General features: G+C 65.5%; 32 protein-coding genes. All 32 read right to left on the bottom strand.

Annotated elements, in window-relative coordinates; genetic code table 11:
• Window positions 1-31: 31 nt before the first annotated feature.
• The 32 genes from infA to JF543_RS11700 all read right to left on the bottom strand — a co-directional run bounded on the left by infA (window position 32) and on the right by JF543_RS11700 (window position 21347).
• Window positions 32-253 (bottom strand): translation initiation factor IF-1, encoded by a 222-nt coding sequence (gene infA / locus JF543_RS11855; RefSeq protein ID WP_017201569.1) that lies wholly within the window; start codon window positions 251-253, stop codon window positions 32-34.
• Window positions 254-418: 165 nt separating this feature from the next.
• Entirely contained in the window at window positions 419-2134 is a 1716-nt protein-coding gene (locus JF543_RS11850) for a choice-of-anchor A family protein (protein WP_206824476.1), read from the bottom strand.
• Window positions 2135-2261: 127 nt separating this feature from the next.
• Window positions 2262-2921 (bottom strand): DsbA family protein, encoded by a 660-nt coding sequence (locus JF543_RS11845; protein ID WP_179410077.1) that lies wholly within the window; start codon window positions 2919-2921, stop codon window positions 2262-2264.
• 94 nt (window positions 2922-3015) lie between these two features.
• Window positions 3016-3864, bottom strand: coding sequence for a type I methionyl aminopeptidase (gene map, locus JF543_RS11840; RefSeq protein ID WP_179410076.1), 849 nt, complete (start codon window positions 3862-3864; stop codon window positions 3016-3018).
• A gap of 9 nt (window positions 3865-3873) precedes the next feature.
• Window positions 3874-4470, bottom strand: coding sequence for an adenylate kinase (locus tag JF543_RS11835; RefSeq protein ID WP_179410075.1), 597 nt, complete (start codon window positions 4468-4470; stop codon window positions 3874-3876).
• Window positions 4467-5789 carry a preprotein translocase subunit SecY gene (gene secY, locus JF543_RS11830; RefSeq protein WP_179410074.1) on the bottom strand — a complete coding sequence of 441 codons (1323 nt, stop codon included), beginning with the start codon at window positions 5787-5789 and terminating at the stop codon, window positions 4467-4469. The genes JF543_RS11835 and secY overlap by 4 nt, the downstream gene beginning before the upstream one ends.
• 113 nt (window positions 5790-5902) lie before the next feature.
• Window positions 5903-6451 carry a 50S ribosomal protein L15 gene (rplO, locus tag JF543_RS11825; protein WP_218847916.1) on the bottom strand — a complete coding sequence of 183 codons (549 nt, stop codon included), beginning with the start codon at window positions 6449-6451 and terminating at the stop codon, window positions 5903-5905.
• Window positions 6451-6636 carry a 50S ribosomal protein L30 gene (gene rpmD, locus JF543_RS11820; RefSeq protein WP_018171461.1) on the bottom strand — a complete coding sequence of 62 codons (186 nt, stop codon included), beginning with the start codon at window positions 6634-6636 and terminating at the stop codon, window positions 6451-6453. Before rpmD ends, rplO begins: the two co-directional genes overlap by 1 nt.
• Window positions 6636-7319, bottom strand: coding sequence for a 30S ribosomal protein S5 (gene rpsE, locus JF543_RS11815; RefSeq protein ID WP_179410073.1), 684 nt, complete (start codon window positions 7317-7319; stop codon window positions 6636-6638). The genes rpmD and rpsE overlap by 1 nt, the downstream gene beginning before the upstream one ends.
• Window positions 7316-7675, bottom strand: a complete 360-nt coding sequence (rplR, locus tag JF543_RS11810) for a 50S ribosomal protein L18 (protein ID WP_179410072.1) — start codon at window positions 7673-7675, stop codon at window positions 7316-7318. The genes rpsE and rplR overlap by 4 nt, the downstream gene beginning before the upstream one ends.
• A 2-nt stretch (window positions 7676-7677) precedes the next feature.
• Window positions 7678-8214 carry a 50S ribosomal protein L6 gene (rplF, locus tag JF543_RS11805; RefSeq protein WP_179410071.1) on the bottom strand — a complete coding sequence of 179 codons (537 nt, stop codon included), beginning with the start codon at window positions 8212-8214 and terminating at the stop codon, window positions 7678-7680.
• Window positions 8215-8220: 6 nt separating this feature from the next.
• The gene (gene rpsH / locus JF543_RS11800) at window positions 8221-8619 is read right to left on the bottom strand and encodes a 30S ribosomal protein S8 (protein ID WP_179410070.1); all 399 of its coding nucleotides are present in this window, start codon (window positions 8617-8619) and stop codon (window positions 8221-8223) included.
• A gap of 145 nt (window positions 8620-8764) precedes the next feature.
• Window positions 8765-9331: a 50S ribosomal protein L5 gene (gene rplE / locus JF543_RS11795; RefSeq protein WP_179410069.1), complete on the bottom strand. Its 567-nt coding sequence runs from the start codon at window positions 9329-9331 to the stop codon at window positions 8765-8767.
• Window positions 9331-9690, bottom strand: coding sequence for a 50S ribosomal protein L24 (rplX, locus tag JF543_RS11790; protein ID WP_179410068.1), 360 nt, complete (start codon window positions 9688-9690; stop codon window positions 9331-9333). Before rplX ends, rplE begins: the two co-directional genes overlap by 1 nt.
• A 2-nt stretch (window positions 9691-9692) precedes the next feature.
• Window positions 9693-10061, bottom strand: a complete 369-nt coding sequence (rplN, locus tag JF543_RS11785; protein WP_206551475.1) for a 50S ribosomal protein L14 — start codon at window positions 10059-10061, stop codon at window positions 9693-9695.
• The gene (gene rpsQ, locus JF543_RS11780; protein WP_179410066.1) at window positions 10058-10363 is read right to left on the bottom strand and encodes a 30S ribosomal protein S17; all 306 of its coding nucleotides are present in this window, start codon (window positions 10361-10363) and stop codon (window positions 10058-10060) included. The genes rplN and rpsQ overlap by 4 nt, the downstream gene beginning before the upstream one ends.
• Complete coding sequence (rpmC, locus tag JF543_RS14550; RefSeq protein WP_179410065.1) at window positions 10363-10680, bottom strand: 50S ribosomal protein L29; 318 nt, start codon at window positions 10678-10680, stop codon at window positions 10363-10365. The genes rpsQ and rpmC overlap by 1 nt, the downstream gene beginning before the upstream one ends.
• Window positions 10680-11099: a 50S ribosomal protein L16 gene (gene rplP, locus JF543_RS11770; protein ID WP_179410064.1), complete on the bottom strand. Its 420-nt coding sequence runs from the start codon at window positions 11097-11099 to the stop codon at window positions 10680-10682. Before rplP ends, rpmC begins: the two co-directional genes overlap by 1 nt.
• Entirely contained in the window at window positions 11099-11845 is a 747-nt protein-coding gene (gene rpsC, locus JF543_RS11765; RefSeq protein WP_179410063.1) for a 30S ribosomal protein S3, read from the bottom strand. Before rpsC ends, rplP begins: the two co-directional genes overlap by 1 nt.
• The gene (rplV, locus tag JF543_RS11760) at window positions 11845-12246 is read right to left on the bottom strand and encodes a 50S ribosomal protein L22 (RefSeq protein WP_179410062.1); all 402 of its coding nucleotides are present in this window, start codon (window positions 12244-12246) and stop codon (window positions 11845-11847) included. The genes rpsC and rplV overlap by 1 nt, the downstream gene beginning before the upstream one ends.
• Window positions 12247-12271: 25 nt before the next feature.
• Window positions 12272-12553 (bottom strand): 30S ribosomal protein S19, encoded by a 282-nt coding sequence (rpsS, locus tag JF543_RS11755; RefSeq protein WP_179410061.1) that lies wholly within the window; start codon window positions 12551-12553, stop codon window positions 12272-12274.
• A gap of 12 nt (window positions 12554-12565) precedes the next feature.
• Complete coding sequence (gene rplB / locus JF543_RS11750; protein WP_179410060.1) at window positions 12566-13405, bottom strand: 50S ribosomal protein L2; 840 nt, start codon at window positions 13403-13405, stop codon at window positions 12566-12568.
• A gap of 20 nt (window positions 13406-13425) precedes the next feature.
• Window positions 13426-13746, bottom strand: coding sequence for a 50S ribosomal protein L23 (rplW, locus tag JF543_RS11745; RefSeq protein WP_179410059.1), 321 nt, complete (start codon window positions 13744-13746; stop codon window positions 13426-13428).
• Complete coding sequence (gene rplD, locus JF543_RS11740) at window positions 13743-14405, bottom strand: 50S ribosomal protein L4 (RefSeq protein WP_179410058.1); 663 nt, start codon at window positions 14403-14405, stop codon at window positions 13743-13745. The genes rplW and rplD overlap by 4 nt, the downstream gene beginning before the upstream one ends.
• Before the next feature lie 4 nt (window positions 14406-14409).
• Window positions 14410-15069 (bottom strand): 50S ribosomal protein L3, encoded by a 660-nt coding sequence (gene rplC / locus JF543_RS11735; protein WP_179410057.1) that lies wholly within the window; start codon window positions 15067-15069, stop codon window positions 14410-14412.
• Window positions 15070-15077: 8 nt separating this feature from the next.
• On the bottom strand, window positions 15078-15386 hold the full coding sequence (gene rpsJ, locus JF543_RS11730) for a 30S ribosomal protein S10 (RefSeq protein WP_017201594.1): 309 nt from the start codon (window positions 15384-15386) through the stop codon (window positions 15078-15080).
• 379 nt (window positions 15387-15765) lie between these two features.
• Window positions 15766-15978, bottom strand: a complete 213-nt coding sequence (locus tag JF543_RS11725) for a hypothetical protein (protein ID WP_179410056.1) — start codon at window positions 15976-15978, stop codon at window positions 15766-15768.
• A gap of 109 nt (window positions 15979-16087) precedes the next feature.
• Window positions 16088-17281: an elongation factor Tu gene (gene tuf, locus JF543_RS11720; protein ID WP_179410055.1), complete on the bottom strand. Its 1194-nt coding sequence runs from the start codon at window positions 17279-17281 to the stop codon at window positions 16088-16090.
• A 167-nt stretch (window positions 17282-17448) separates the two neighbouring features.
• Complete coding sequence (gene fusA, locus JF543_RS11715; RefSeq protein ID WP_206821861.1) at window positions 17449-19563, bottom strand: elongation factor G; 2115 nt, start codon at window positions 19561-19563, stop codon at window positions 17449-17451.
• Between the two features lie 77 nt (window positions 19564-19640).
• Complete coding sequence (rpsG, locus tag JF543_RS11710; protein WP_179410053.1) at window positions 19641-20111, bottom strand: 30S ribosomal protein S7; 471 nt, start codon at window positions 20109-20111, stop codon at window positions 19641-19643.
• 5 nt (window positions 20112-20116) lie between these two features.
• On the bottom strand, window positions 20117-20485 hold the full coding sequence (rpsL, locus tag JF543_RS11705) for a 30S ribosomal protein S12 (protein WP_179410052.1): 369 nt from the start codon (window positions 20483-20485) through the stop codon (window positions 20117-20119).
• A gap of 214 nt (window positions 20486-20699) precedes the next feature.
• Window positions 20700-21347 (bottom strand): spermidine/putrescine ABC transporter substrate-binding protein, encoded by a 648-nt coding sequence (locus tag JF543_RS11700; protein ID WP_206824475.1) that lies wholly within the window; start codon window positions 21345-21347, stop codon window positions 20700-20702.
• Window positions 21348-21393: the final 46 nt, after the last annotated feature.

The following is a 21393-nucleotide window of genomic DNA, read 5'->3' as shown; positions in this document are numbered from 1 at the left end:
CGCCAGTCGACAGCCGTTACTTCTCGACCGATCAGCGGTAGCGGTAGACGATGCGCCCGCGGGTCAGGTCGTAGGGCGAAAGCTCCACGACCACGCGGTCTTCGGGGATGATGCGGATGTAGTTCTGCCGCATCTTTCCGGAGATCGTGGCGAGCACCTTGTGTCCGTTGCTGAGCTCAACGCGGAACATCGCGTTGGGCAGCGCCTCGGAAATGACGCCCTCGATCTCGATGACACCGTCTTTCTTAGCCATAGCCTCGCTGACGCTTCTGCAGATCGGTCGATCTGCGGTGGATGGGTGATGATAGCGGTGCTGCGCCGCCGAGTTGGGACACGCCAGAACAAGGCGCACGGCACCAAAGATCTATGATAGACCGTCGATGCCCGTGCGGCAAATGCGCGACGACGCAGCTACCGATTACTGCTGCGCGCGGTGACGCAGGCGAAGAAGCAGTCCGGCGACCAACAGCAGCGCTCCGAGAGCCACGGTCGTGATCGCGATCGTGCCACCCGTGGTCGCAAGTTCACCCTCGGGCGTCTCAGCCGGCGTGGTCGGAGCCGGCGTCGGCTCGACCGTGGGCTCCGAGGTCGGCGTCGGCTCCGGGGTCGGCGCGGGCTCCGGGTCCGGCGTGGGCTCCGGGTCCGGCGTCGGCTCGGGGGTCGGCGTGGGGTCGGGGCCCGGGCCGGGCGCGGGCACGAACGTGTTCAGCACCGAGATGCGGACGGGCTCCTGCGCGGATGCCTTCGTGATGATCGCCGGCGAACCGGACACGACTGGGGCACCCCAGGTGCCGGCCTCGGTGTCAGTGGGAAGATCCTCGCTCACCGCGCAGGATGCTCCGACGGGTGCGACGATGGGGTCTGTCGTCTCACCGGCGGCGAGCTCCCACACTCCCGTGCTGACCTGCGCGTCGTCGATCGAGCAGCTGTACGCACCGCTGAAGGCAACCTGCGGAGCGTTCTCGCCCTGTACCGTCTTGGTGATCGTGAAGGCGCCCTCGACCTCAGGCTGCGGCTCCGGCTCCGGCCCCGGCTCCGGCGTGGAGCCGCAGGGGTACTCGATCCACGGGTAGAAGTGCTGCTCGTTACCCTGGCCGTCCATGATGATCGAGCCGGCGGTGTAGATGACGCCGTTGGTCGATGCCGTGATGCGCATCGCCGGAGCGTCGGTGGAGTCCTTCGCGGGAACCACGAGCGAACCGAGCACCTGGCTGCTGCCGTCGATGTGCACCGAATCGGCATCTGCGAAGTTCCACAGCGTGCGCCCGGCCACCTGGCCGAACCGCGGAGCGTCCAGTCCGTCGACTCGGTCGCCGTTGTCGGTGAAGTAGGTCGGGGCCCAGACGACATCGCCGGAGCCGGTCACGTTCACGACCACGCTGGCGCGCTCGGGGATCTGCAGGAAGTGAATCGCAGGGTTCCCGACGGTGAGCTTGTCAGCGGACACGGTGAACACCTGTCGCAAACTAGCGCCGTCACCCGTGAACGTCAGGTTCCACTGGTCACCTGTCACCTCGCCGGTGTCGTCCCGCCCGGAGAACGCTTGCGACATGGCCGCGACGTCGGTCTCGGCCCAAGCGCTGAGGGCGTCCGCCCCCATCCCCTCGGTGAGGGTTCCCTCGTTCAGGCGATACGCGGGTGCCGGGTAGGCGGGAGTCGTGTTGCCCCCGACCTGCACCGAGCCTCCGACGAGCTCGTCATCCGCGTTGGTCGCGTTGGCACCCACATCCAGCACCGTGTTCGCACCTTCGACACGGATGTCGCCGCCGACCGCGAGCATAACCTCACCGGGCGTGGGCGAGACGCCCGAGCCGACACCCACGGTGCCGACATTGAACCCCTTGCCGTTGCGGAAGGTCGCGTCGCCGAGAACAACAAGCAGCCCCTCGGACTCAGCCGATGCCGATTCGGCGATGAAGTCACCACCCGCGAACACGCCGATCTGGTCGTCGTGCCACACCTGGTTGTCGTTGGCGGGCGGTGGGAGCAGTTCGGGCGGGCACAGTGCAGCACTGAGACCTGCCGTCGCGCCGGGTGCCGACGTGGCGGCGACTGCCGGGCTGACAGCGATCAGGCCGGAGCCCAGGGCAACGCCCAAGGTTCCGAGCACGGCAAAAGAGCGGCGAAGAGACATGGTGGTGGGTCCTTCAGAAAGACGACAGGCGGTGTCGGTCCCGGGTCGGGACATCAACCAACCAGTCTACCCACTCACCGATCGCCTCTCCGCCGCTCCCCCGGAGTGCGCCGTCAGCGTCTGGAGATCAGGGCAGCACCTTGGGCAGCTCGGTGTTGATCTCACTGATGTCCAGGCGCGTGCCGTTGATGTCGACCGTCGGAGTACCGCGCACATCGTGCTTCTTGGCCTGGGCGGCACCGAACTTCTCGTAGGTGCCGTCGGCGATGCAGCTGACGGCGGCATCCGCACCGACCTGCTCCGCGATCTGCGCGAGCTGCTCATCGGTCAGACCGGGCCCCGACTCCTGCGGCTGGTTCGCGAACAGCGCGTTCATGTAGTCCAGCGCCTTGTCTGGGGCGGCGTCGGCAACGCAGTACATCGCTCCCGCGGCGCGGGACGAGTAGTTTGTCCCCTGGGAGAGGTGGTCGAGGATCGCGACCGGATAGATCTCCAGCGTGATGTCGTCGTTGGCCGCCGCCGACTGCAGGCTCTGCCCGTACGACTGTTCGAAGGCGTTGCACGCGGGGCACATGAAGTCCAGGTACGTGGCGACGACATCGTCGCCTTCGCCGAAGGTGATCGCGCCCGACTCCGCGTTGATGATGTCGCCGGTGGGCGCGGCCCCCGGGTCGTTCGCACGGTTGTTCATCCACACCACGAGCGCACCGAGTGCGACGAGCACCACCACGACGGCGGTCGAGATACCGATGACGAACCAGTTGTTCCTGCCCTGCGCAGCAGCCATAGACTTCCGATCTGTGTACGGCTCGCCGCGTCGGCGAACCTGTTGCCTCAACGAATATTCTGCCCGGACGTCGCTATGCCTGGCGTGTGAGACCTCAGGCGATCGGGGTCGGAGTCACGCCGAACGGAGAAAGACCGGCCGCTCCCCCATCCGGCGCAGTGAGCACCCAGATGCCGTTCTCGTGGCGGGCGACGCTGTGCTCCCAGTGGCAGCCGTCAGAACCGTCTACCGTCGATACCGTCCAGTCGTCGTCCTCGACGAACGTCGCCTCGCCACCGGCGGTGAGCATCGGCTCGATCGCAAGGGCCAGGCCCGGGCGGACCTCTGCACCAGGATCCGGCGTGCGGTAGTTGAACACGCTGGGTGCCTCGTGCATCTTGCGTCCGATGCCGTGACCGACGTACTCACGCAGGATGCCGTAGCTCTCCCCCGAAACCACGGACGGCCCCTGCGCCTCGACGTAGTCCTGAATCGCCGCGCCGATGTCGCCGATGTGCGAGGCGGATGCCATCGCCGCGATTCCCGCCCACATCGACCCGTTCGTGACCCGGGAGAGCTCTTCTCGTCGCGCGAGAACATCAGCGGGCGCATCGCCGGGGACGATGAAGGTCACGGCGCTGTCTCCGTTCCACCCCTGGAACTGTGCGCCGCAGTCGACCGAGACGATGTCACCGGGCTGCAGCACACGGTCGCCGGGGATGCCGTGGACGACCTCTTCGTTCACCGAGATGCACGTTGTGTGCCGGTACCCGCGCACGAGCTTGAAGTTCGACTCCGCTCCACGCGCGATGATCACCCGCGACGCCTCGGCGTCAAGCTCAGCGGTGCTCACGCCCGCCCGCACGAGCGGGCGGAGCGCTTCGAGTGCCGCTGCCGTGATCCGGCCGGGCTCGACCATCGACCTCAGCTGCGCCGGGCTCTTGTAGATCGACTTTCGAAACATCAGAACAGATCAGACCAGCTGTGCGATGCCGCGCGCGGCGAGGGCATCCGAAATCCGAGCGGTGATGTCGTCAAGCGAGCCGACGCCGTCGATACGGTCGACGATGCCACGCTCGGCGTACACCGAGATGATCGGAGCAGTCTCGTTCTCGTAGATGTCCAGGCGGTGCGCGATGGCTTCTTCCGTGTCATCCGAGCGCCCCTGCTCGACGGCACGCAGGCTGAGACGCGCGATGCTCTCGTCACGCGGCACATCCAGCAGCAGCACGGCGTCGAGCGAGGCACCCTGATCTGCGAGGAAGGCGTCGAGGTGCGCGACCTGAGCGGTGTTGCGGGGGTAGCCGTCGAGCAGGAAGCCCGTGGCGGCGTCCTCCTGCGAGAGCCGGTCGCGAACGATCTCGCTGGTCAGTTCGTCGGGCACCAGGTCACCGGCATCCAGGATCGCGGTGACCTTCTGGCCGAGTTCGGTTCCCTGCTTGATGTTGGCGCGGAAGATGTCTCCGGTCGAGACGACGGGAATGCCCAGCGCCTCGGCGATACGGACACCCTGGGTGCCCTTTCCGGAGCCCTGCGGGCCGACGATCAGCAGTCGTGCGGTGGCGGTCATCTCAGGAGCCCTTCGTAGTGGCGCTGCTGCAGCTGCGCGTCGATCTGCTTCACCGTCTCAAGGCCGACACCCACGATGATCAGGATCGAGGCGCCGCCGAACGGGAAGTTCTGGTTCGCCTGCACCGTCGCCAGCGCGATCAGCGGGATCAGCGCGACGAAGCCGAGGTAGAGGGAACCGGGGAACGTGATCCTCGTGATCACGTAGTCGAGGTATTCCGCGGTCGGTCGTCCCGCGCGGATGCCGGGGATGAACCCGCCGTACTTCTTCATGTTGTCGGCGACCTCGACCGGGTTGAACGTGATCGCGACGTAGAAGTAGGTGAAGCCGATGATCAGCAGGAAGTACACGGCCATGTACAGCGGCTGGTCGCCCGAGGCGAGGTACTGGTTGACCCAGACCACCCACGCGGCCGGCTCGCTGCCATCGGTGGGGGTGTTGAACTGCGCCACCAGCATCGGCAGGTACAGCAGCGACGAGGCGAAGATGATCGGGATAACACCCGCCATGTTGACCTTGATCGGGATGTAGGTGTTCGTCCCGCCGTAGGTGCGGCGTCCGACCATGCGCTTCGCGTACTGCACGGGCACGCGGCGCTGCGACTGCTCGACGAACACGACCATGCCCATCACGACGATGCCGATCAGCAGCACGAGCAGGAAGACCTCGAAGCCCTTGGCCTCCCAGATGCCCCACATGGCGGCCGGGAAGGTCGCGGCGATCGAGGTGAAGATCAGCAGCGACATGCCGTTGCCGATACCGCGCTCGGTGACCAGCTCGGCGAACCACATGATCAGACCCGTGCCTGCGGTCATCGCCATGATGATGAGCAGCTGCGCCCACCACACGTCATTGGTCAGCAGGTTGTTGCAGGCCGCGACGTCGGTCGTGCCGAACAGCTGACCGCTGCGCGCCACCGTCACCAGGGTCGCCGACTGCAGCAGTGCGAGGGCGATGGTCAGGTAGCGGGTGTACTGCGTCAGCTTGCTCTGGCCGGCCTGGCCCTCTTTGTGCAGTGCTTCGAAGTGCGGGATGACCACACGCAGCAGCTGCGTGATGATCGTCGCGGTGATGTATGGCATCACACCGAGCGCGAAGATCGACAGCTGCAACAGCGCGCCGCCGGAGAACAGGTTCACGAGGCCCAGCAGGCCGTCAGTGCCGGCGTTCGCCGCGAGGCACTGCTCGACGTTCGGGAAGTTCACGAACGGAGCAGGCACATTCGAGCCGAGACGGTACAGCGCGATGATGCCGATGGTGAAAAGGATCTTCCGCCGCAGATCAGGTGTGCGGAAGATTCGCGCGATGGCGCTAAACAAGGGCGTTCCTCCTGAAGGGATTGCCGAACGTCGAAGGACGGCCGAATGTCCAGAGTAACGCAAAGGAGGGGCCGGAGAATCTCCGACCCCTCCTCGCGTTCACGACGGGACTATCAGTTGACCGAACCGCCGGCGGCGACGATCTTCTGCTCGGCGCTGCCCGAGACCTTGTCGACCGACACCGTGAGCTTGACCGAGATGTCGCCGTCGCCGAGGACCTTGACCTTCTCGTTCTTGCGGACGGCGCCCTTTGCGACCAGGTCGCTGACGGTGACATCGCCACCGGCCGGGTAGAGCTCGGCGAGCTTGGCCAGGTTCACGACCTGGTACTCGACGCGGAACGGGTTCTTGAACCCGCGCAGCTTCGGGGTGCGCATGTGCAGCGGCATCTGCCCACCCTCGAAGCCGACCCGCACGGTGTTGCGGGCCTTGGTGCCCTTGGTTCCGCGACCGGCCGTCTTACCCTTCGAGCCCTCACCGCGACCCACGCGGGTCTTGGCGGTGTTGGCACCCGGGACGGGACGGAGGTGGTGCACCTTCAGAACGGCGGGACGCGCTGCCGGAGCAGCCTTCGTCTCAGCCTTCTTGGATGCAGCAGCCTTCTTGGCGGCGGGCTTCTTCGTGGCCTTCTCGGCCTCGACGGCCTCGTTCTTCTCAGCCATTAGTCGATCTCCTCAACCTTGACGAGGTGAGCGACGGTGCGGACGTAGCCGCGCGTCTGGGCGTCGTCGGGACGGACGACCGAGTCGCCGATCCGCTTGAGGCCGAGCGAACGCAGCGTGTCGCGCTGGTTCTGCTTCTCACTCACCTTGGACTTCACCTGCGTGACCTTGAGGCGCGCGGCCATCAGGCACCTACCTTCTGCGCAGCGGCGGCGGCAGCGGCCTTCGCCTCGTTGCGGATGATGATCTCGGGCACGACCGCGTCGTAGTCGAGACCACGACGGGCGGCCACGGCGCGCGGCTCCTCGAGGCCCTGCAGGGCCTCGACGGTCGCGTGCACGATGTTGATCGTGTTCGACGAACCGAGCGACTTCGACAGGACGTCGTGGATGCCAGCGCACTCGAGCACGGCGCGGACCGGACCACCGGCGATAACACCGGTACCGGCAGCGGCCGGACGCAGCAGCACAACACCGGCTGCGGCCTCACCCTGCACGGGGTGCGGGATGGTCGAACCGACGCGCGGGACGCGGAAGAAGTTGCGCTTGGCCTCTTCGACACCCTTAGAGATAGCCAGGGGCACCTCGCGGGCCTTGCCGTAGCCGACGCCCACCAGACCGTTGCCGTCACCGACGACCACGAGAGCGGTGAAGCTGAAGCGACGTCCACCCTTCACGACCTTCGAGACGCGGTTGATGGTGACGACGCGCTCGAGGAACTGGTTGTCCCCACGGTCGCGCGAGTTGCGGTCGCGGCTCTGACCACGGTCGCGGCCTCCGCGACGGCCGTCACGCTGCTCGCGCTGCGGCTCGGCCTGAGCCTCGGCAGGAGCGGTTTCGGTCACTTCGTTCTCCTTGTTGTCACTCACAGTGCCAGCCCCCCTTCGCGGGCGCCATCGGCGATGGCTGCGACACGACCGGCGTAGCGGTTGCCGCCACGGTCGAACACTGCCTCGGAAACGCCGGCGGCCTTCGCGCGCTCAGCGACGAGCTCGCCCACCTTGCGTGCCTTGGCGGTCTTGTCACCGTCGAAGGAGCGCACGTCGGTCTCGAGCGTGGAAGCGGATGCCACGGTGTGACCCTTGGCGTCGTCGACCAGCTGCACGAAGACGTGACGAGCAGAGCGGTTGACGACCAGACGCGGGCGCAGCTCGGTGCCGACGATCTTCTTGCGAAGACGGGCGTGGCGACGCGCGCGGGCGGCGGACTTGGACTTCACAGCCATGGTTACTTACCAGCCTTTCCGGCCTTGCGACGCACGACCTCGCCGGCGTAGCGCACACCCTTGCCCTTGTACGGCTCGGGCTTGCGGATCTTGCGGATGTTCGCAGCTGCCTCGCCGACAGCCTGCTTGTCGATGCCACTGACCGTCAGCTTGTTGGTGCCCTCGACCGTCAGCGTGATGCCCGCGGGCGGCTCGATGACGACCGGGTGCGAGAAGCCGAGGGCGAACTCGACCGAGCTGCCCTTCTGCTGCACGCGGTAACCGGTGCCGACGACCTCAAGGCCCTTGGTGTAGCCCTGGGTGACGCCGATGATGTTGTTGTTGATGAGCGTACGAGTCAGGCCGTGCAGCGCACGCGACTCACGCTCGTCGTCCGGGCGGGTGACCAGAACCTGGTTCTCCTCGACCGTGATCTCGATGGGACGGGCCAGTTCGAGCTTCAGCTCGCCCTTGGGGCCCTTGACTGCGACCTCACGGCCGTCGACCGAAACGGTCACGCCCGCGGGAATGTCGATGGGAAGTCGTCCGATACGCGACATGTCAGATCACCACACGTAGGCGAGAACTTCTCCGCCCACGCCCTTCTGCTCAGCCTGACGGTCGGTGAGAAGACCGGAGGAGGTGGACAGGATGGCAACGCCCAGGCCGCCGAGGACCGAAGGCAGTTCGGTCGACTTCGCGTAGACGCGCAGACCGGGCTTCGACACGCGCTTGATGCCGGCGATGGAGCGCTCACGGTTGGGGCCGTACTTGAGCGACAGGGTGAGGTTGCTGCCGACGCGCGCGTCGGTGACCTCGAAGCCAGAGATGTAGCCCTCCTGCTGGAGGATCTCGGCGATGTTCGTCTTGAGCTTGCTCGACGGCATGGTCACGGAGTCGTGGTGCGCCGAGTTCGCGTTGCGCAGACGGGTCAGCATGTCTGCGACCGGGTCTGTCATCGTCATAATGATTTTCCTTTGTTCATGAGGTTCCGGCTGCCGTTACACGACAGACGGCCTGCTATGAGCCTTGCCCTGCTGGGCACGCAATCTTCAATTGTACGGGGTGTGGGGAGGGGCGCCGTACAGCTCCCCTCCCCACACCGCCGGATCACGCTGCGGCGTCAGCGGCCTTGAACGGGAAGCCGAGCGCACGCAGCAGAGCGCGGCCCTCGTCGTCCGTCTTGGCCGTGGTGACCACGGTGATGTCGAAGCCGCGGACGCGGTCGATCTTGTCCTGATCGATCTCGTGGAACACGCTCTGCTCCTGGAGACCGAAGGTGTAGTTGCCGTTGCCGTCGAACTGGTCACCCGACAGACCGCGGAAGTCGCGGATGCGGGGCAGAGCCAGGTTCACCAGGCGGTCGACGAACTCCCACGCGCGGTCGCCACGCAGGGTGACGTGCGCGCCGATGGCCTGACCCTCACGCAGCTTGAACTGCGCGATGGACTTGCGGGCCTTCGTGACGACCGGCTTCTGACCGGTGATCTTGGTGAGGTCGGCGATGGCGCCCTCGATCACCTTGCTGTCGCGAGCTGCCTCGCCGACACCGGTGTTGACGACAACCTTGACCAGGCCGGGGATCTGCATGACGTTGGCGTAGCCGAACTGCTCCTGCAGAGCCTTCTTGATCTCGGTGTTGTACTTCTGCTTCAGGCGGGGCTGCGTAGCTGCCATCAGAGGTCCTTACCTGACTTCTTCGCGAAACGCACGCGAACCGTGCGCTTCACGCCGTCCTTGACCTGCTCCTCAACCCGGTGGCCGACGCGAGTCGGCTCCTTGGTCGAGGGGTCGACGACGGCGACGTTGGAGATGTGGATCGGGGCCTCGACGGTCTCGATGCCACCGGTCTTGGTGCCGCGCTGCGTCTGGCCCACACGGGTGTGGCGGGTGACGAAGTTCACGCCCTCCACGACGACGCGGTTCTGCTCGACGAGGACCTCGAGGACCTTGCCCTGCTTACCGCGGTCGCCGCCCTTGTCCTGCTTGCGGCCGGTGATGACCTGAACGAGGTCACCCTTCTTGATGTTCGCCATGATCAGATGACCTCCGGGGCGAGCGAGACGATCTTCATGAACTTCTTGTCACGAAGCTCGCGACCGACCGGTCCGAAGATACGGGTGCCGCGGGGCTCCCCGTCGTTCTTCAGGATGACGGCGGCGTTCTCGTCGAACTTGATGTACGAGCCGTCGGGACGGCGCGTGGACTTTGCGGTACGGACGATGACGGCCTTGACCACATCGCCCTTCTTGACGTTGCCGCCGGGGATCGCGTCCTTGACCGTGGCAACGATGGTGTCGCCCAGACCCGCGTAGCGGCGGCGCGAGCCACCGAGGATGCGGATCGTGAGCAGTTCCTTCGCGCCGGAGTTGTCGGCGACCTTGAGGCGGGACTCCTGCTGAATCACTTGGCCTTCTCCAGAATCTCAACCAGACGCCAGCGCTTGGTGGCGCTCAGCGGCCGGGTCTCGTTGATGAGGACCAGGTCGCCGATACCGGCGGTGTTGTTCTCGTCGTGCGCCTTGACCTTCTCGGTGCGGCGGATGACCTTGCCGTAGAGCGGGTGCTTCACGCGGTCTTCGACCTCGACGACGATGGTCTTGTCCATCTTGTCGCTGACGACGTAGCCACGACGGGCCTTGCGGTACCCGCGGGCGTCGGCGTCGCGCACGTCGTGCTCGGCGTGCTCTGCTGCCTTCTTCTCAGCCATTACTCGGCCTCCTCCTTCGGCGCGTCGTCAGCCGCAGCTTCCTTCTTCGCCTTCGCCTTGGACGCCTTCTTCGCCGGAGCCTCGACGGGAGCGGGCGTCGCGCGGATGCCCAGCTCTCGCTCGCGGATCACGGTGTAGAGGCGCGCGATGTCGCGCTTGACGGCGCGGATGCGGCCGTGGCTCTCCAGCTGGCCGGTGGCCGACTGGAAACGGAGGTTGAACAGCTCCTCCTTGGCCTTGCGCAGCTCCTCGACGAGGCGCTGGTCTTCGAACGTGTCGAGCTCGGCAGGTGCGAGCTCCTTGGTGCCGATCGCCATTACGCGTCGCCCTCCTCGCGCTTGATGATGCGTGCCTTGAGCGGCAGCTTGTGAATGGCCCGGGTGAGGGCTTCGCGTGCGAGCTCCTCATTCACGCCCGCGACCTCGAAGAGGACACGGCCCGGCTTGACGTTGGCGACCCACCACTCGGGCGAACCCTTACCGGAACCCATGCGGGTTTCGGCGGGCTTCTTCGTGAGCGGACGGTCGGGGTAGATGTTGATCCACACCTTTCCACCACGCTTGATGTGACGGGTCATCGCGATACGAGCGGACTCGATCTGACGGTTGGTCACGTAGGCGGGGGTCAGAGCCTGGATGCCGAACTCACCGAAGGAGACCTTGGTGCCGCCGGTCGCCTGGCCCGAACGCTTCGGGTGGTGCTGCTTGCGGTACTTGACCTTGCGAGGGATGAGCATTATGCCGACGCTCCTTCTGCGACCGGTGCCTCGTTGCGCGGGGCACGACGGCGGTCGCCACGGTCACGAGCCGGCTTCTGGTTGGCCTGCTCGCGTGCGAGTTCCTTGTTGGTGAGATCGCCCTTGTAGATCCAGACCTTCACGCCAATGCGGCCGAAGGTGGTCTTGGCCTCGTAGAAGCCGTAGTCGATGTTCGCGCGCAGCGTGTGCAGCGGCACACGACCCTCGCGGTAGAACTCCGAACGGCTCATCTCTGCGCCGCCGAGACGGCCGGAGACCTGGATACGAATACCCTTGGCGCCGGCGCGCTGAGCACCCTGCAGACCCTTGCGCATCGCGCGACGGAACGCCACACGTGCGGAGAGCTGCTCGGCGATGCCCTGGGCGACGAGCTGAGCGTCAGCCTCGGGGTTCTTGACCTCGAGGATGTTCAGCTGGATCTGCTTGCCGGTGAGCTTCTCGAGGTCGCCGCGGATGCGCTCAGCCTCGGCGCCACGGCGACCGATGACGATGCCGGGACGCGCGGTGTGGATGTCCACACGCACGCGATCACGGGTGCGCTCGATCTCGATGTTCGAGACGCCGGCACGGTCAAGCTGCGTCTGCAGCAGGTTGCGGATCTTGATGTCCTCGGCGACGTAGTCGGCGTAACGCTGACCGGGCTTCGTCGAGTCCGAGAACCAACGAGACACGTGGTCGGTCGTGATGCCGAGACGGAAGCCGTACGGGTTGACCTTCTGGCCCATTACTTGCTCGCCTTCTTCGTCGTGGCCGCCTCGGCGGGCGCGTCAGCGACCTCCGGAGTGGCCAGCACGACCGTGATGTGGCTCGTGCGCTTCTTGATCTGGAATGCACGACCCTGAGCGCGCGGCTGGAACCGCTTGAGCGTCGTGCCCTCGTCGACGTACGCGTTCTTCACGTACAGGTCCTGCTCGTCGAGGTACTCGCCGTCGCGATCGGCCTTGACCGATGCGTTCGCGATTGCAGCGTGCACGAGCTTGTAGATCGGCTCGCTGGCACCCTGAGGCGCGAACTTCAGGATGGCCAGGGCCTCCTGAGCCTGCTTGCCCTTGATGAGCGCGACGACACGACGAGCCTTCTGAGGGGTCACGCGGATGTGTCGCACGCGTGCGATGGACTCCACCATTTCTCTCTCCTCTATCGCCCCCGCGTCAGCGGCGGCGGCCCTTCTTGTCGTCCTTCACGTGGCCGCGGAAGGTGCGGGTGGGCGCGAACTCGCCCAGCTTGTGGCCGACCATGGTCTCGGTCACGAACACGGGGATGTGCTTGCGACCGTCATGCACGGCGATGGTGTGACCCAGCATGGCCGGGATGATCATCGAACGGCGCGACCAGGTCTTGATGACGTTCTTGGAACCGGCTTCGTTCTGACCGACCACCTTGCGAAGCAGGTGCTCGTCGACGAAGGGGCCCTTCTTGAGACTGCGTGGCATCTTCCTCTACTCCTACTTGCGCTTCTTGCCAGCGTTGCGGCGGCGGACGATGTACTGGTCACTTTCCTTGTTGGCGTGACGGGTACGACCCTCAGCCTGACCCCACGGGGAAACGGGGTGACGACCACCGGACGTCTTACCCTCACCACCACCGTGCGGGTGGTCGACCGGGTTCATCGCGACACCACGGACGGTCGGGCGGACGCCCTTCCAGCGCTTGCGGCCAGCCTTACCCCAGTTGATGTTCGACTGCTCGGCGTTGCCGACCTCGCCGATGGTCGCGCGGCAGCGCGCATCGACGTTGCGGATCTCGCCCGAGGGCAGACGCAGCTGAGCGAACGGGCCGTCCTTCGCGACCAGACGCACCGAGGCGCCGGCGGAACGGGCCATCTTCGCGCCGCCGCCGGGGCGGAGCTCGATGGCGTGGATGACCGTACCGGTCGGGATGTTCTTCAGCGGCAGGTTGTTGCCGGGCTTGATGTCAGCCGAAGGACCCGACTCGACGATGTCACCCTGCTTCAGCTTGTTCGGGGCGATGATGTAGCGCTTCTCGCCGTCGAAGTAGTGCAGCAGTGCGATGCGTGCGGTGCGGTTGGGGTCGTACTCGATGTGAGCGACCTTGGCGTTGATGCCGTCCTTGTCGTTACGACGGAAGTCGATGACGCGGTACTGGCGCTTGTGTCCACCGCCGATGTGGCGGGTGGTGATGCGGCCCTGGTTGTTACGACCACCGGTCTTCGAAAGGGGACGCAGCAGCGACTTCTCAGGCGTCGATCGGGTGATCTCGGCGAAGTCCGCTACCGACGAACCGCGACGGCCCGGGGTCGTGGGCTTGTACTTGCGAATAGCCATGTTCTGTCCTTATCCCCCGGTCAGCCGACTGCCGTGAAGATGTCGATGGAACCCGACTTCAGCGAGACGATGGCGCGCTTGGTGTCCTTGCGCTTACCGGTGCCGAAGCGGGTGCGACGGGCCTTGCCGACGCGGTTGATCGTGTTGACCGACGCCACCTTGACACCGAAGATCTTCTCGATGGCGAGCTTGATCTCGGTCTTCGAAGCGCGGGGGTCGACGAGGAAGGTGTACTTGCCCTCGTCGATCAGGCCGTAGCTCTTCTCAGAGACGACCGGTCCCAGGATGATGTCGCGCGGGTCCTTGTTCAGAGCCGCTGCGAGAGGGTTCTGCTCGCTCATGCCGAGACCTCCTCGGTTGCGCCGGTCTTCGAGGCGATGAAGCCCTCGAGCGCGGCCTTGGTGAAGACGATGTCGTCGGAGACGATGACGTCGTAGGCGTTCAGCTGGTCGAAGCTGAGGATGTGCACGTTCGCGAGGTTGCGGACGCTCTTCAGCGTCAGCTCGTCGTTGCGCTCGATGACGACCAGCACGTTCTTCGACGGAGCCACGGCGGCGATCAGGCCGGCTGCGGTCTTGGTCGAAGGGGTGCTGTCAGCGACGAACGCCTCAACGGCGTGCAGGCGCTCACCGCGGAAGCGGTCGCTCAGCGCGCCACGGAGGGCAGCGGCGATCATCTTCTTGGGGGTGCGCTGCGAGTAGTCGCGCGGCTGCGGGCCGTGGACCGTGCCACCGCCGCGGTGCTGCGGCATGCGGATCGAGCCCTGGCGCGCGTTACCGGTGCCCTTCTGCTTGAAGGGCTTGGTGCCGGAGCCGGACACGTCGCCACGAGTCTTCGTAGCGTGCGTTCCCTGGCGTGCAGCAGCCTGCTGCGCGACGACGACCTGGTGGATCAGCGGGACGTTGGTCTCGACGTTGAAGATCGCGGCGGGCAGCTCGACCGAGCCTGCCTTCTTGCCGTCGACCGTCAGGACGTCGATTGCGAGAGTCGAGTCAGCCATGAGATCAGGCACCCTTCACTGCGTTGCGGACGTACACGATACGACCACGCGCGCCGGGGACTGCGCCCTTGACGAGCATGAGTCCCTTCTCGACGTCGATGGCGTGCACCTTGAGGTTGAGGACGGTCACACGCTCGCCACCCATACGGCCGGCCATGCGCATGCCCTTGAAGACGCGGCTGGGCGTCGACGAGGCACCGATGGAACCGGGCTTGCGGTGGTTGCGGTGTGCACCGTGCGACGCCGAGACACCGGCGAAGTTGTGGCGCTTCATGACACCGGCGGTGCCCTTACCCTTGCTGGTACCGACCACGTCGACCAGCTGGCCCGCCTCGAACACGCCGTCAACGGTGAGCTCCTGGCCCAGTGAGTAGTCAGCGGCATCCGCGGTGCGGATCTCGGTGACGTGACGACGCGGCGTGACGCCGGCTGCCTCGAAGTGAGCGGTCAGGGGCTTGTTCACCTTGCGCGGGTCGATCTGGCCATACGCGATCTGAACAGCCTTGTAGCCGTCCTTCTCGGGCGTACGGACCTGGGTGACCACGTTGGGAGCCAGCTCGATGACGGTGACGGGAACGAGCTTGCCGTTCGCGTCCCAGACCTGGGTCATGCCGAGCTTCGTGCCGAGCATGCCCTTGGAAACCTTGGAGTTGATGTCAACCATGGCGGACCTCAGAGCTTGATCTCGATGTTGACGTCGGCCGGGAGGTCGAGACGCATCAGCGAGTCGACAGCCTTCGGTGTCGGGTCGACGATGTCGATCAGACGCTTGTGGGTGCGCATCTCGAAGTGCTCGCGGCTGTCCTTGTACTTGTGGGGCGACCGGATGACGCACACGACGTTCTTCTCGGTCGGAAGCGGCACGGGGCCGACGACGGTCGCGCCCGCGCGGGTCACGGTGTCGACGATCTTACGTGCCGACGTGTCGATGACCTCGTGGTCATACGACTTCAGGCGAATGCGGATCTTCTGTCCCGCCATTTGTCTGCTCTCTCTCTATAGGCGTCGTACCGACCGGGACCGGGTGGCCCTGGGGCATTGGACGCACGGTGGCGCTGTTCGCGCCTCTGCATCACTGTTCTGATGTCAGCCCGACCTTCACCGCGCACGCACGGCGAAGCCCTCGACAAGAGGAATCGGATTGTCTGTTCTGCTGCCCGCGGCCTAGAACCCTGCGCACGCCCCGAAGGGCCCGCCGTCTATGCACTGCCATGACAGTGATTCCGCGCATCACGAAGAGCGCAGAAATGTGGAACCTGTCTATTCTGCCATGCCCGATTCGACTACTGCAAACCCGGGCGTGTCGCGCATGAAGAAGGCGGCGCACCCGAGGGGGCGCCGCCTTCAGATCAGACTGCCGTCACTCGTTGCCGACGGCCTTGTCCACGTTGTCGCGAACGTCGTCGATAGCATCCGCAGCACCCGGTGCCACCTTCTTGGCGAAGTCGGCGACGCCGTCGAGAAGCTTGTCGCTGATGTCCTCGGCCTGGTCACTCTTGACCGCGTCCTCGATCGTCTCCTTGTGCTCCTCGTAGAGAGCCTTGCCCTTGCCCACGATGTCGTCGAAACCCATCGTCTACCTCCCACGCGGTACGTGAGGACAGACCCTCTGTCCTCCTGCTCTTTTCTACACGAAAGAGGGGCCGGACCCTCAGGTCCGACCCCTCTTCTGAAGCAGATGCTTACGCGATGACCTTGGTCACCGTGCCGGCGCCAACGGTGCGGCCACCCTCACGGATAGCGAAGCCGAGGCCCTCCTCCATAGCGATCGGCTGGATCAGCTCGACCGTCATGTCGGTGGTGTCGCCGGGCATGACCATCTCGGTGCCCTCAGGCAGCGAGATGACGCCGGTGACGTCGGTGGTGCGGAAGTAGAACTGCGGGCGGTAGTTCGTGTAGAACGGGTTGTGACGGCCACCCTCGTCCTTCGAGAGGATGTAGGCAGTGCCCTCGAAGTTGGTGTGCGGGGTGATCGAGCCCGGCTTCACGACGACCTGGCCGCGCTCGACGTCCTCGCGCTTGGTGCCGCGGAGCAGCAGACCACAGTTCTCGCCGGCCCATGCCTCGTCGAGCTGCTTGTGGAACATCTCGATACCGGTGACGGTCGTCTTCTGCGTCGGGCGCAGACCCACGATCTCGACCTCGGAGTTGATGGCCAGCGTGCCACGCTCGGCGCGGCCCGTGACGACGGTTCCACGACCGGTGATCGTGAAGACGTCCTCGATCGGCATCAGGAACGGCTTGTCGCGGTCACGCTCGGGGTCGGGAATGCTGTCGTCCGCGGCCTGCATGAGGTCGAGGATCGCCTGGACCCACTTCTCATCGCCCTCGAGCGCCTTCAGCGCCGAGACCTGGATGACGGGAGCGTCGTCGCCGGGGAAGCCCTGAGCCGACAGCAGCTCGCGAACCTCGAGCTCGACGAGCTCCAGGATCTCCTCGTCGTCGACCATGTCGCTCTTGTTCAGCGCGACCATCAGGTACGGCACGCCGACCTGCTTGGCGAGCAGGACGTGCTCGCGGGTCTGAGCCATCGGGCCGTCGGTGGCGGCGACCACGAGGATCGCGCCGTCCATCTGCGCAGCACCGGTGATCATGTTCTTGACGTAGTCGGCGTGGCCGGGGGCGTCAACGTGCGCGTAGTGGCGCTTCGGGGTCTCGTACTCGATGTGCGAGATGTTGATCGTGATACCGCGCTGACGCTCCTCGGGAGCCGAGTCGATCGTCGCGAAGTCACGCTGGACGTTCGTGTCGGACGGGTACTTGTCAGCAAGCACCTTCGAGATCGCGGCAGACAGGGTGGTCTTGCCGTGGTCGACGTGACCGATCGTTCCGATGTTGACGTGCGGCTTGGTCCGCTCGAACTTGGCCTTGGCCACTGGGTCCTCCTCAGGACGTTCGTGTAGAGATCGCCGGGCACTGGATTGTGACCGGCTCCCTACTGGTTTCGGTTTCTCAGTTTAGTAGAGAGTGAATGTGAAGTTGTGGGGTACCCGGGCCCCTGCCCTGCGCTCTCGCGAACGAGGCAGGAGCCCGAGTGAAGGGCTTACTCGCCCTTGGTCTTCTGGATGATCTCGTCGGCGACGACGCGGGGAACCTCAGCGTAGCTGTCGAACTCCATCGCGTACACCGCGCGGCCCGAGGTCTTCGAGCGCAGGTCACCGATGTAGCCGAACATCTCGGACAGCGGCACCGAAGCGCGCACCACCTTGACGCCCTGAGCATCCTCCATCGACTGGATCTGACCACGACGCGAGTTCAGGTCACCGATGACGTCACCCATGTACTCCTCGGGAGTACGCACCTCGACCGCCATCAGCGGCTCGAGCAGCACGGGGTTGGCCCGACGCAGGGCCTCCTTGAAGCCCATGGAACCCGCGATCTTGAACGCCATCTCCGAGGAGTCGACGTCGTGCGCGGCACCATCGACCAGCGTCGCCTTGACACCGACCATCGGGTAGCCGGCGAGCACGCCGACGTTCATCGCGTCCTGGAAGCCGGCGTCGACCGAAGGGATGTACTCGCGCGGAACGCGACCACCGGTGACCGAGTTCACGAACTCGTAGGTCTTCTCGGAGTCGAGGTCGAGCGGCTCGATGTTGAACTGGATCTTGGCGAACTGACCCGAACCACCGGTCTGCTTCTTGTGGGTGTAGTCGTGCTTCTCGACGGCCTTCTTGATCGTCTCGCGGTAGGCCACCTGCGGCTTTCCGACGTTCGCCTCGACGCGGAACTCGCGCTTCATGCGGTCGACGAGGATGTCGAGGTGCAGCTCACCCATGCCCTTGATGGTCGTCTGACCCGTCTCGGGGTTCAGCTCCGTGCGGAACGTCGGGTCCTCTTCTGCGAGCTTCTGGATCGCGAGACCCAGCTTCTCCTGGTCAGCCTTGGTCTTCGGCTCGATCGCAACCTCGATGACCGGCTCCGGGAACGTCATCGACTCGAGGACGACCGGGGCGGCCGGGTCGGCGAGGGTGTCACCGGTGGTGGTGTCCTTCAGACCGATGACGGCGTAGATGTTACCTGCGGTGAGCGAGTCGACCGGGTTCTCCTTGTTGGCATGCATCTGGAAGATCTTCCCGATGCGCTCCTTCTTGCCCTTGGTGGAGTTGATCACGGCCGAGCCCGACTCGAGGTGACCCGAGTACACGCGGACGTAGGTGAGACGACCGAAGAACGGGTGCACGGCGACCTTGAAGGCCAGCGCCGAGAACGGGTCGTTGGCGTCGGGGTGACGCTCGATGACCTTCTCCTCGTCCTTCGGGTCGTGCGCCTCGATGGCACCCACGTCGAGCGGGTTGGGCAGGTAGTCGACAACAGCGTCCAGCATCGGCTGCACACCGCGGTTCTTGAACGCCGAACCGCACAGCACCGGGTAGATCTCGTTCGCGACGACCATCTTGCGGATGGCGCCCTTGATCTCCGGGATGGTGAGCTCTTCGCCGCCGAAGAACTTCTCCAGCAGCGCGTCGTCGGTCTCGGCAACCGTCTCCAGCAGCTGCTGGCGGTACTCCTCGGCCTTCTCCTTGAGGTCGGCCGGGATCTCCTGCACCTCGTACGAGGCGCCCATCGTCACGTCACCCTTGGCGTCGCCGGGCCAGACCAGCGCACGCATCTCGATGAGGTCGACGACGCCGACGAAGTCGCTCTCGGAGCCGATCGGGAGCTGCAGCACGAGCGGCTTGGCACCCAGACGGTTCACGATCGTGTCGACCGTGTAGTAGAAGTCGGCGCCCAACTTGTCCATCTTGTTGACGAAGCAGATACGCGGGACGTCGTACTTGTCGGCCTGACGCCACACGGTCTCGGACTGGGGCTCAACGCCCTCCTTGCCGTCGAAGACCGCGACGGCACCGTCGAGCACGCGCAGCGAGCGCTCGACCTCGACCGTGAAGTCGACGTGGCCGGGGGTGTCGATGATGTTGATCTGGTTCTTGTTCCAGAAGCAGGTCACGGCGGCCGACGTGATCGTGATGCCGCGCTCCTTCTCCTGCTCCATCCAGTCGGTGGTCGCGCCACCATCGTGGGTCTCGCCGAGCTTGTGGTTGACACCCGTGTAGAACAGGATGCGCTCGGTCGTTGTGGTCTTGCCGGCATCGATGTGCGCCATGATGCCGATGTTGCGGACCTTGCTCAGGTCGGTGAGCACTTCTTGTGCCACGGGGGTTCCTCCGGGATGGTTCAGGAACGAACAGAGAGTGCGAGCGGATGCCGCGGGTGCGGCATCCGCTCAGCCCTTTACCAGCGGTAGTGGGCGAAGGCGCGGTTCGACTCGGCCATCTTGTGGGTGTCCTCGCGGCGCTTGACCGCTGCACCCAGACCGTTCGAGGCGTCGAGGATCTCGTTCTGCAGGCGCTCGGTCATCGTCTTCTCACGACGACCCTTCGCGTAGCTGACCAGCCAGCGCAGTGCGAGGGTGTTCGCACGGTGCGGCTTGACCTCAACGGGGACCTGGTAGGTCGAGCCACCGACGCGGCGGCTGCGGACCTCAAGGGTGGGGCGCACGTTGTCGAGCGCCTTCTTCAGGGTGGCGACGGCGTCCTGGCCGCTCTTGGCCTCGACACCGCGGAGGGCGCCGTAGACGATCGACTCGGCGAGCGACTTCTTGCCGTCGACGAGGATCTTGTTCACGAGCGAGGTGACGATCGGTGCACCGTATACGGGGTCGTTGACGACCGGGCGCTTGGGGGCGGGACCCTTACGAGGCATCTAACTCAACCCTTCTTCGCGCCGTAGCGAGAGCGACTCTGCTTACGGTTCTTGACTGCCTGGGTGTCGAGTGCACCGCGGACGATCTTGTAGCGGACACCGGGAAGGTCCTTGACACGACCACCGCGCACGAGCACCAGCGAGTGCTCCTGCAGGTTGTGGCCCTCACCGGGGATGTAGGCGGTGACCTCGGTGCCGTTGCGGAGCTTCACACGAGCGACCTTACGCATCGCCGAGTTCGGCTTCTTCGGGGTGGTGGTGTAGACGCGGGTGCACACCCCGGCCTGCTGCGGGTTCGACTTCAGAGCGGGCGCCTTGGTCTTGGTGACCTTCGGCGAACGTCCCTTGCGAACCAACTGCTGAATAGTTGGCACGTTCTCTCCTCTTAGTGCTGCACGGTGACAGCGTGATGGGTTTCACATCATGACCCACCGGCGCTGCGGATCCGCAGCGCTTTTGGTGTGGTGGGTATGCCGTGGGGGCGGCCCGACGGTGTCGGCGCCCAGCGTGCACGCACAGGCGTGCGCACACGCGATCAAGTGTAATCCGCCACGCGCGTGGCGGTCAAATGGCAGGGCGGATGCTGTGCTACGGAGCATCCGGGTCGAACGGCGAGTCCAAGGCCTGGCTCAGCTCGGCGAGCATCGCCTCGATCTGCGGCTCGACATACCGCGAGATCGCGCCCTGCACGTCGAGGCGGTGCGCCAGGAGCATCCCGCAGATCTCGCGACCCACCATGTTCGCGTACTCGTCGGCGAGTGCGACCTCCTGCCGCAGCGCTGCCTTCGCCTCATCGCTCAACGGCGGCAGGGGCGGCAGCTCGGCTGCCGCCTCGTCGGCAAGCCCCGCGACGGTGAACAGGAAAGGCGCGCCCGGTACGGGATCGGGGTCCAGCGGCATCCCCTCGTACTCGGGGTCGAGCCCCTCGGACGGCCGGTACCCCCGCGATCGGTTCCGATCGGCCTGCTGATCGAGCTCGGCCTGCAGCATCGGCAGATTGCGCATCGTGTACTCCGCGACGGCCTGATCGATGATCGCCTTGATCCGCGTGGACAACCCATGCTGCACTCCGTGCGGCACGCCTGCGCCGATGCCGGCCGCCGACAGAATGGGCGACCCGAGGCAACGACGGCACGGTGCCACGCGGCCACGGTGCGTGGCCGGAGCCCAGCGCGGCACCCAGCGCAACCAGGCCTCAACGGCCTGGCTCACCTGGGCATCCAGAGATCGCTCCACGCACCCAGCGTACGACCCCAGCCCGCGCGGCGGCGCTGTCATCGCC

This window comes from Microbacterium esteraromaticum (genome assembly GCF_017303215.1).
In the GTDB taxonomy this organism is placed as follows: Bacteria; Actinomycetota; Actinomycetes; order Actinomycetales; family Microbacteriaceae; genus Microbacterium; species Microbacterium esteraromaticum_C.
This window is presented reverse-complemented; position numbering and strand designations above follow the sequence as displayed.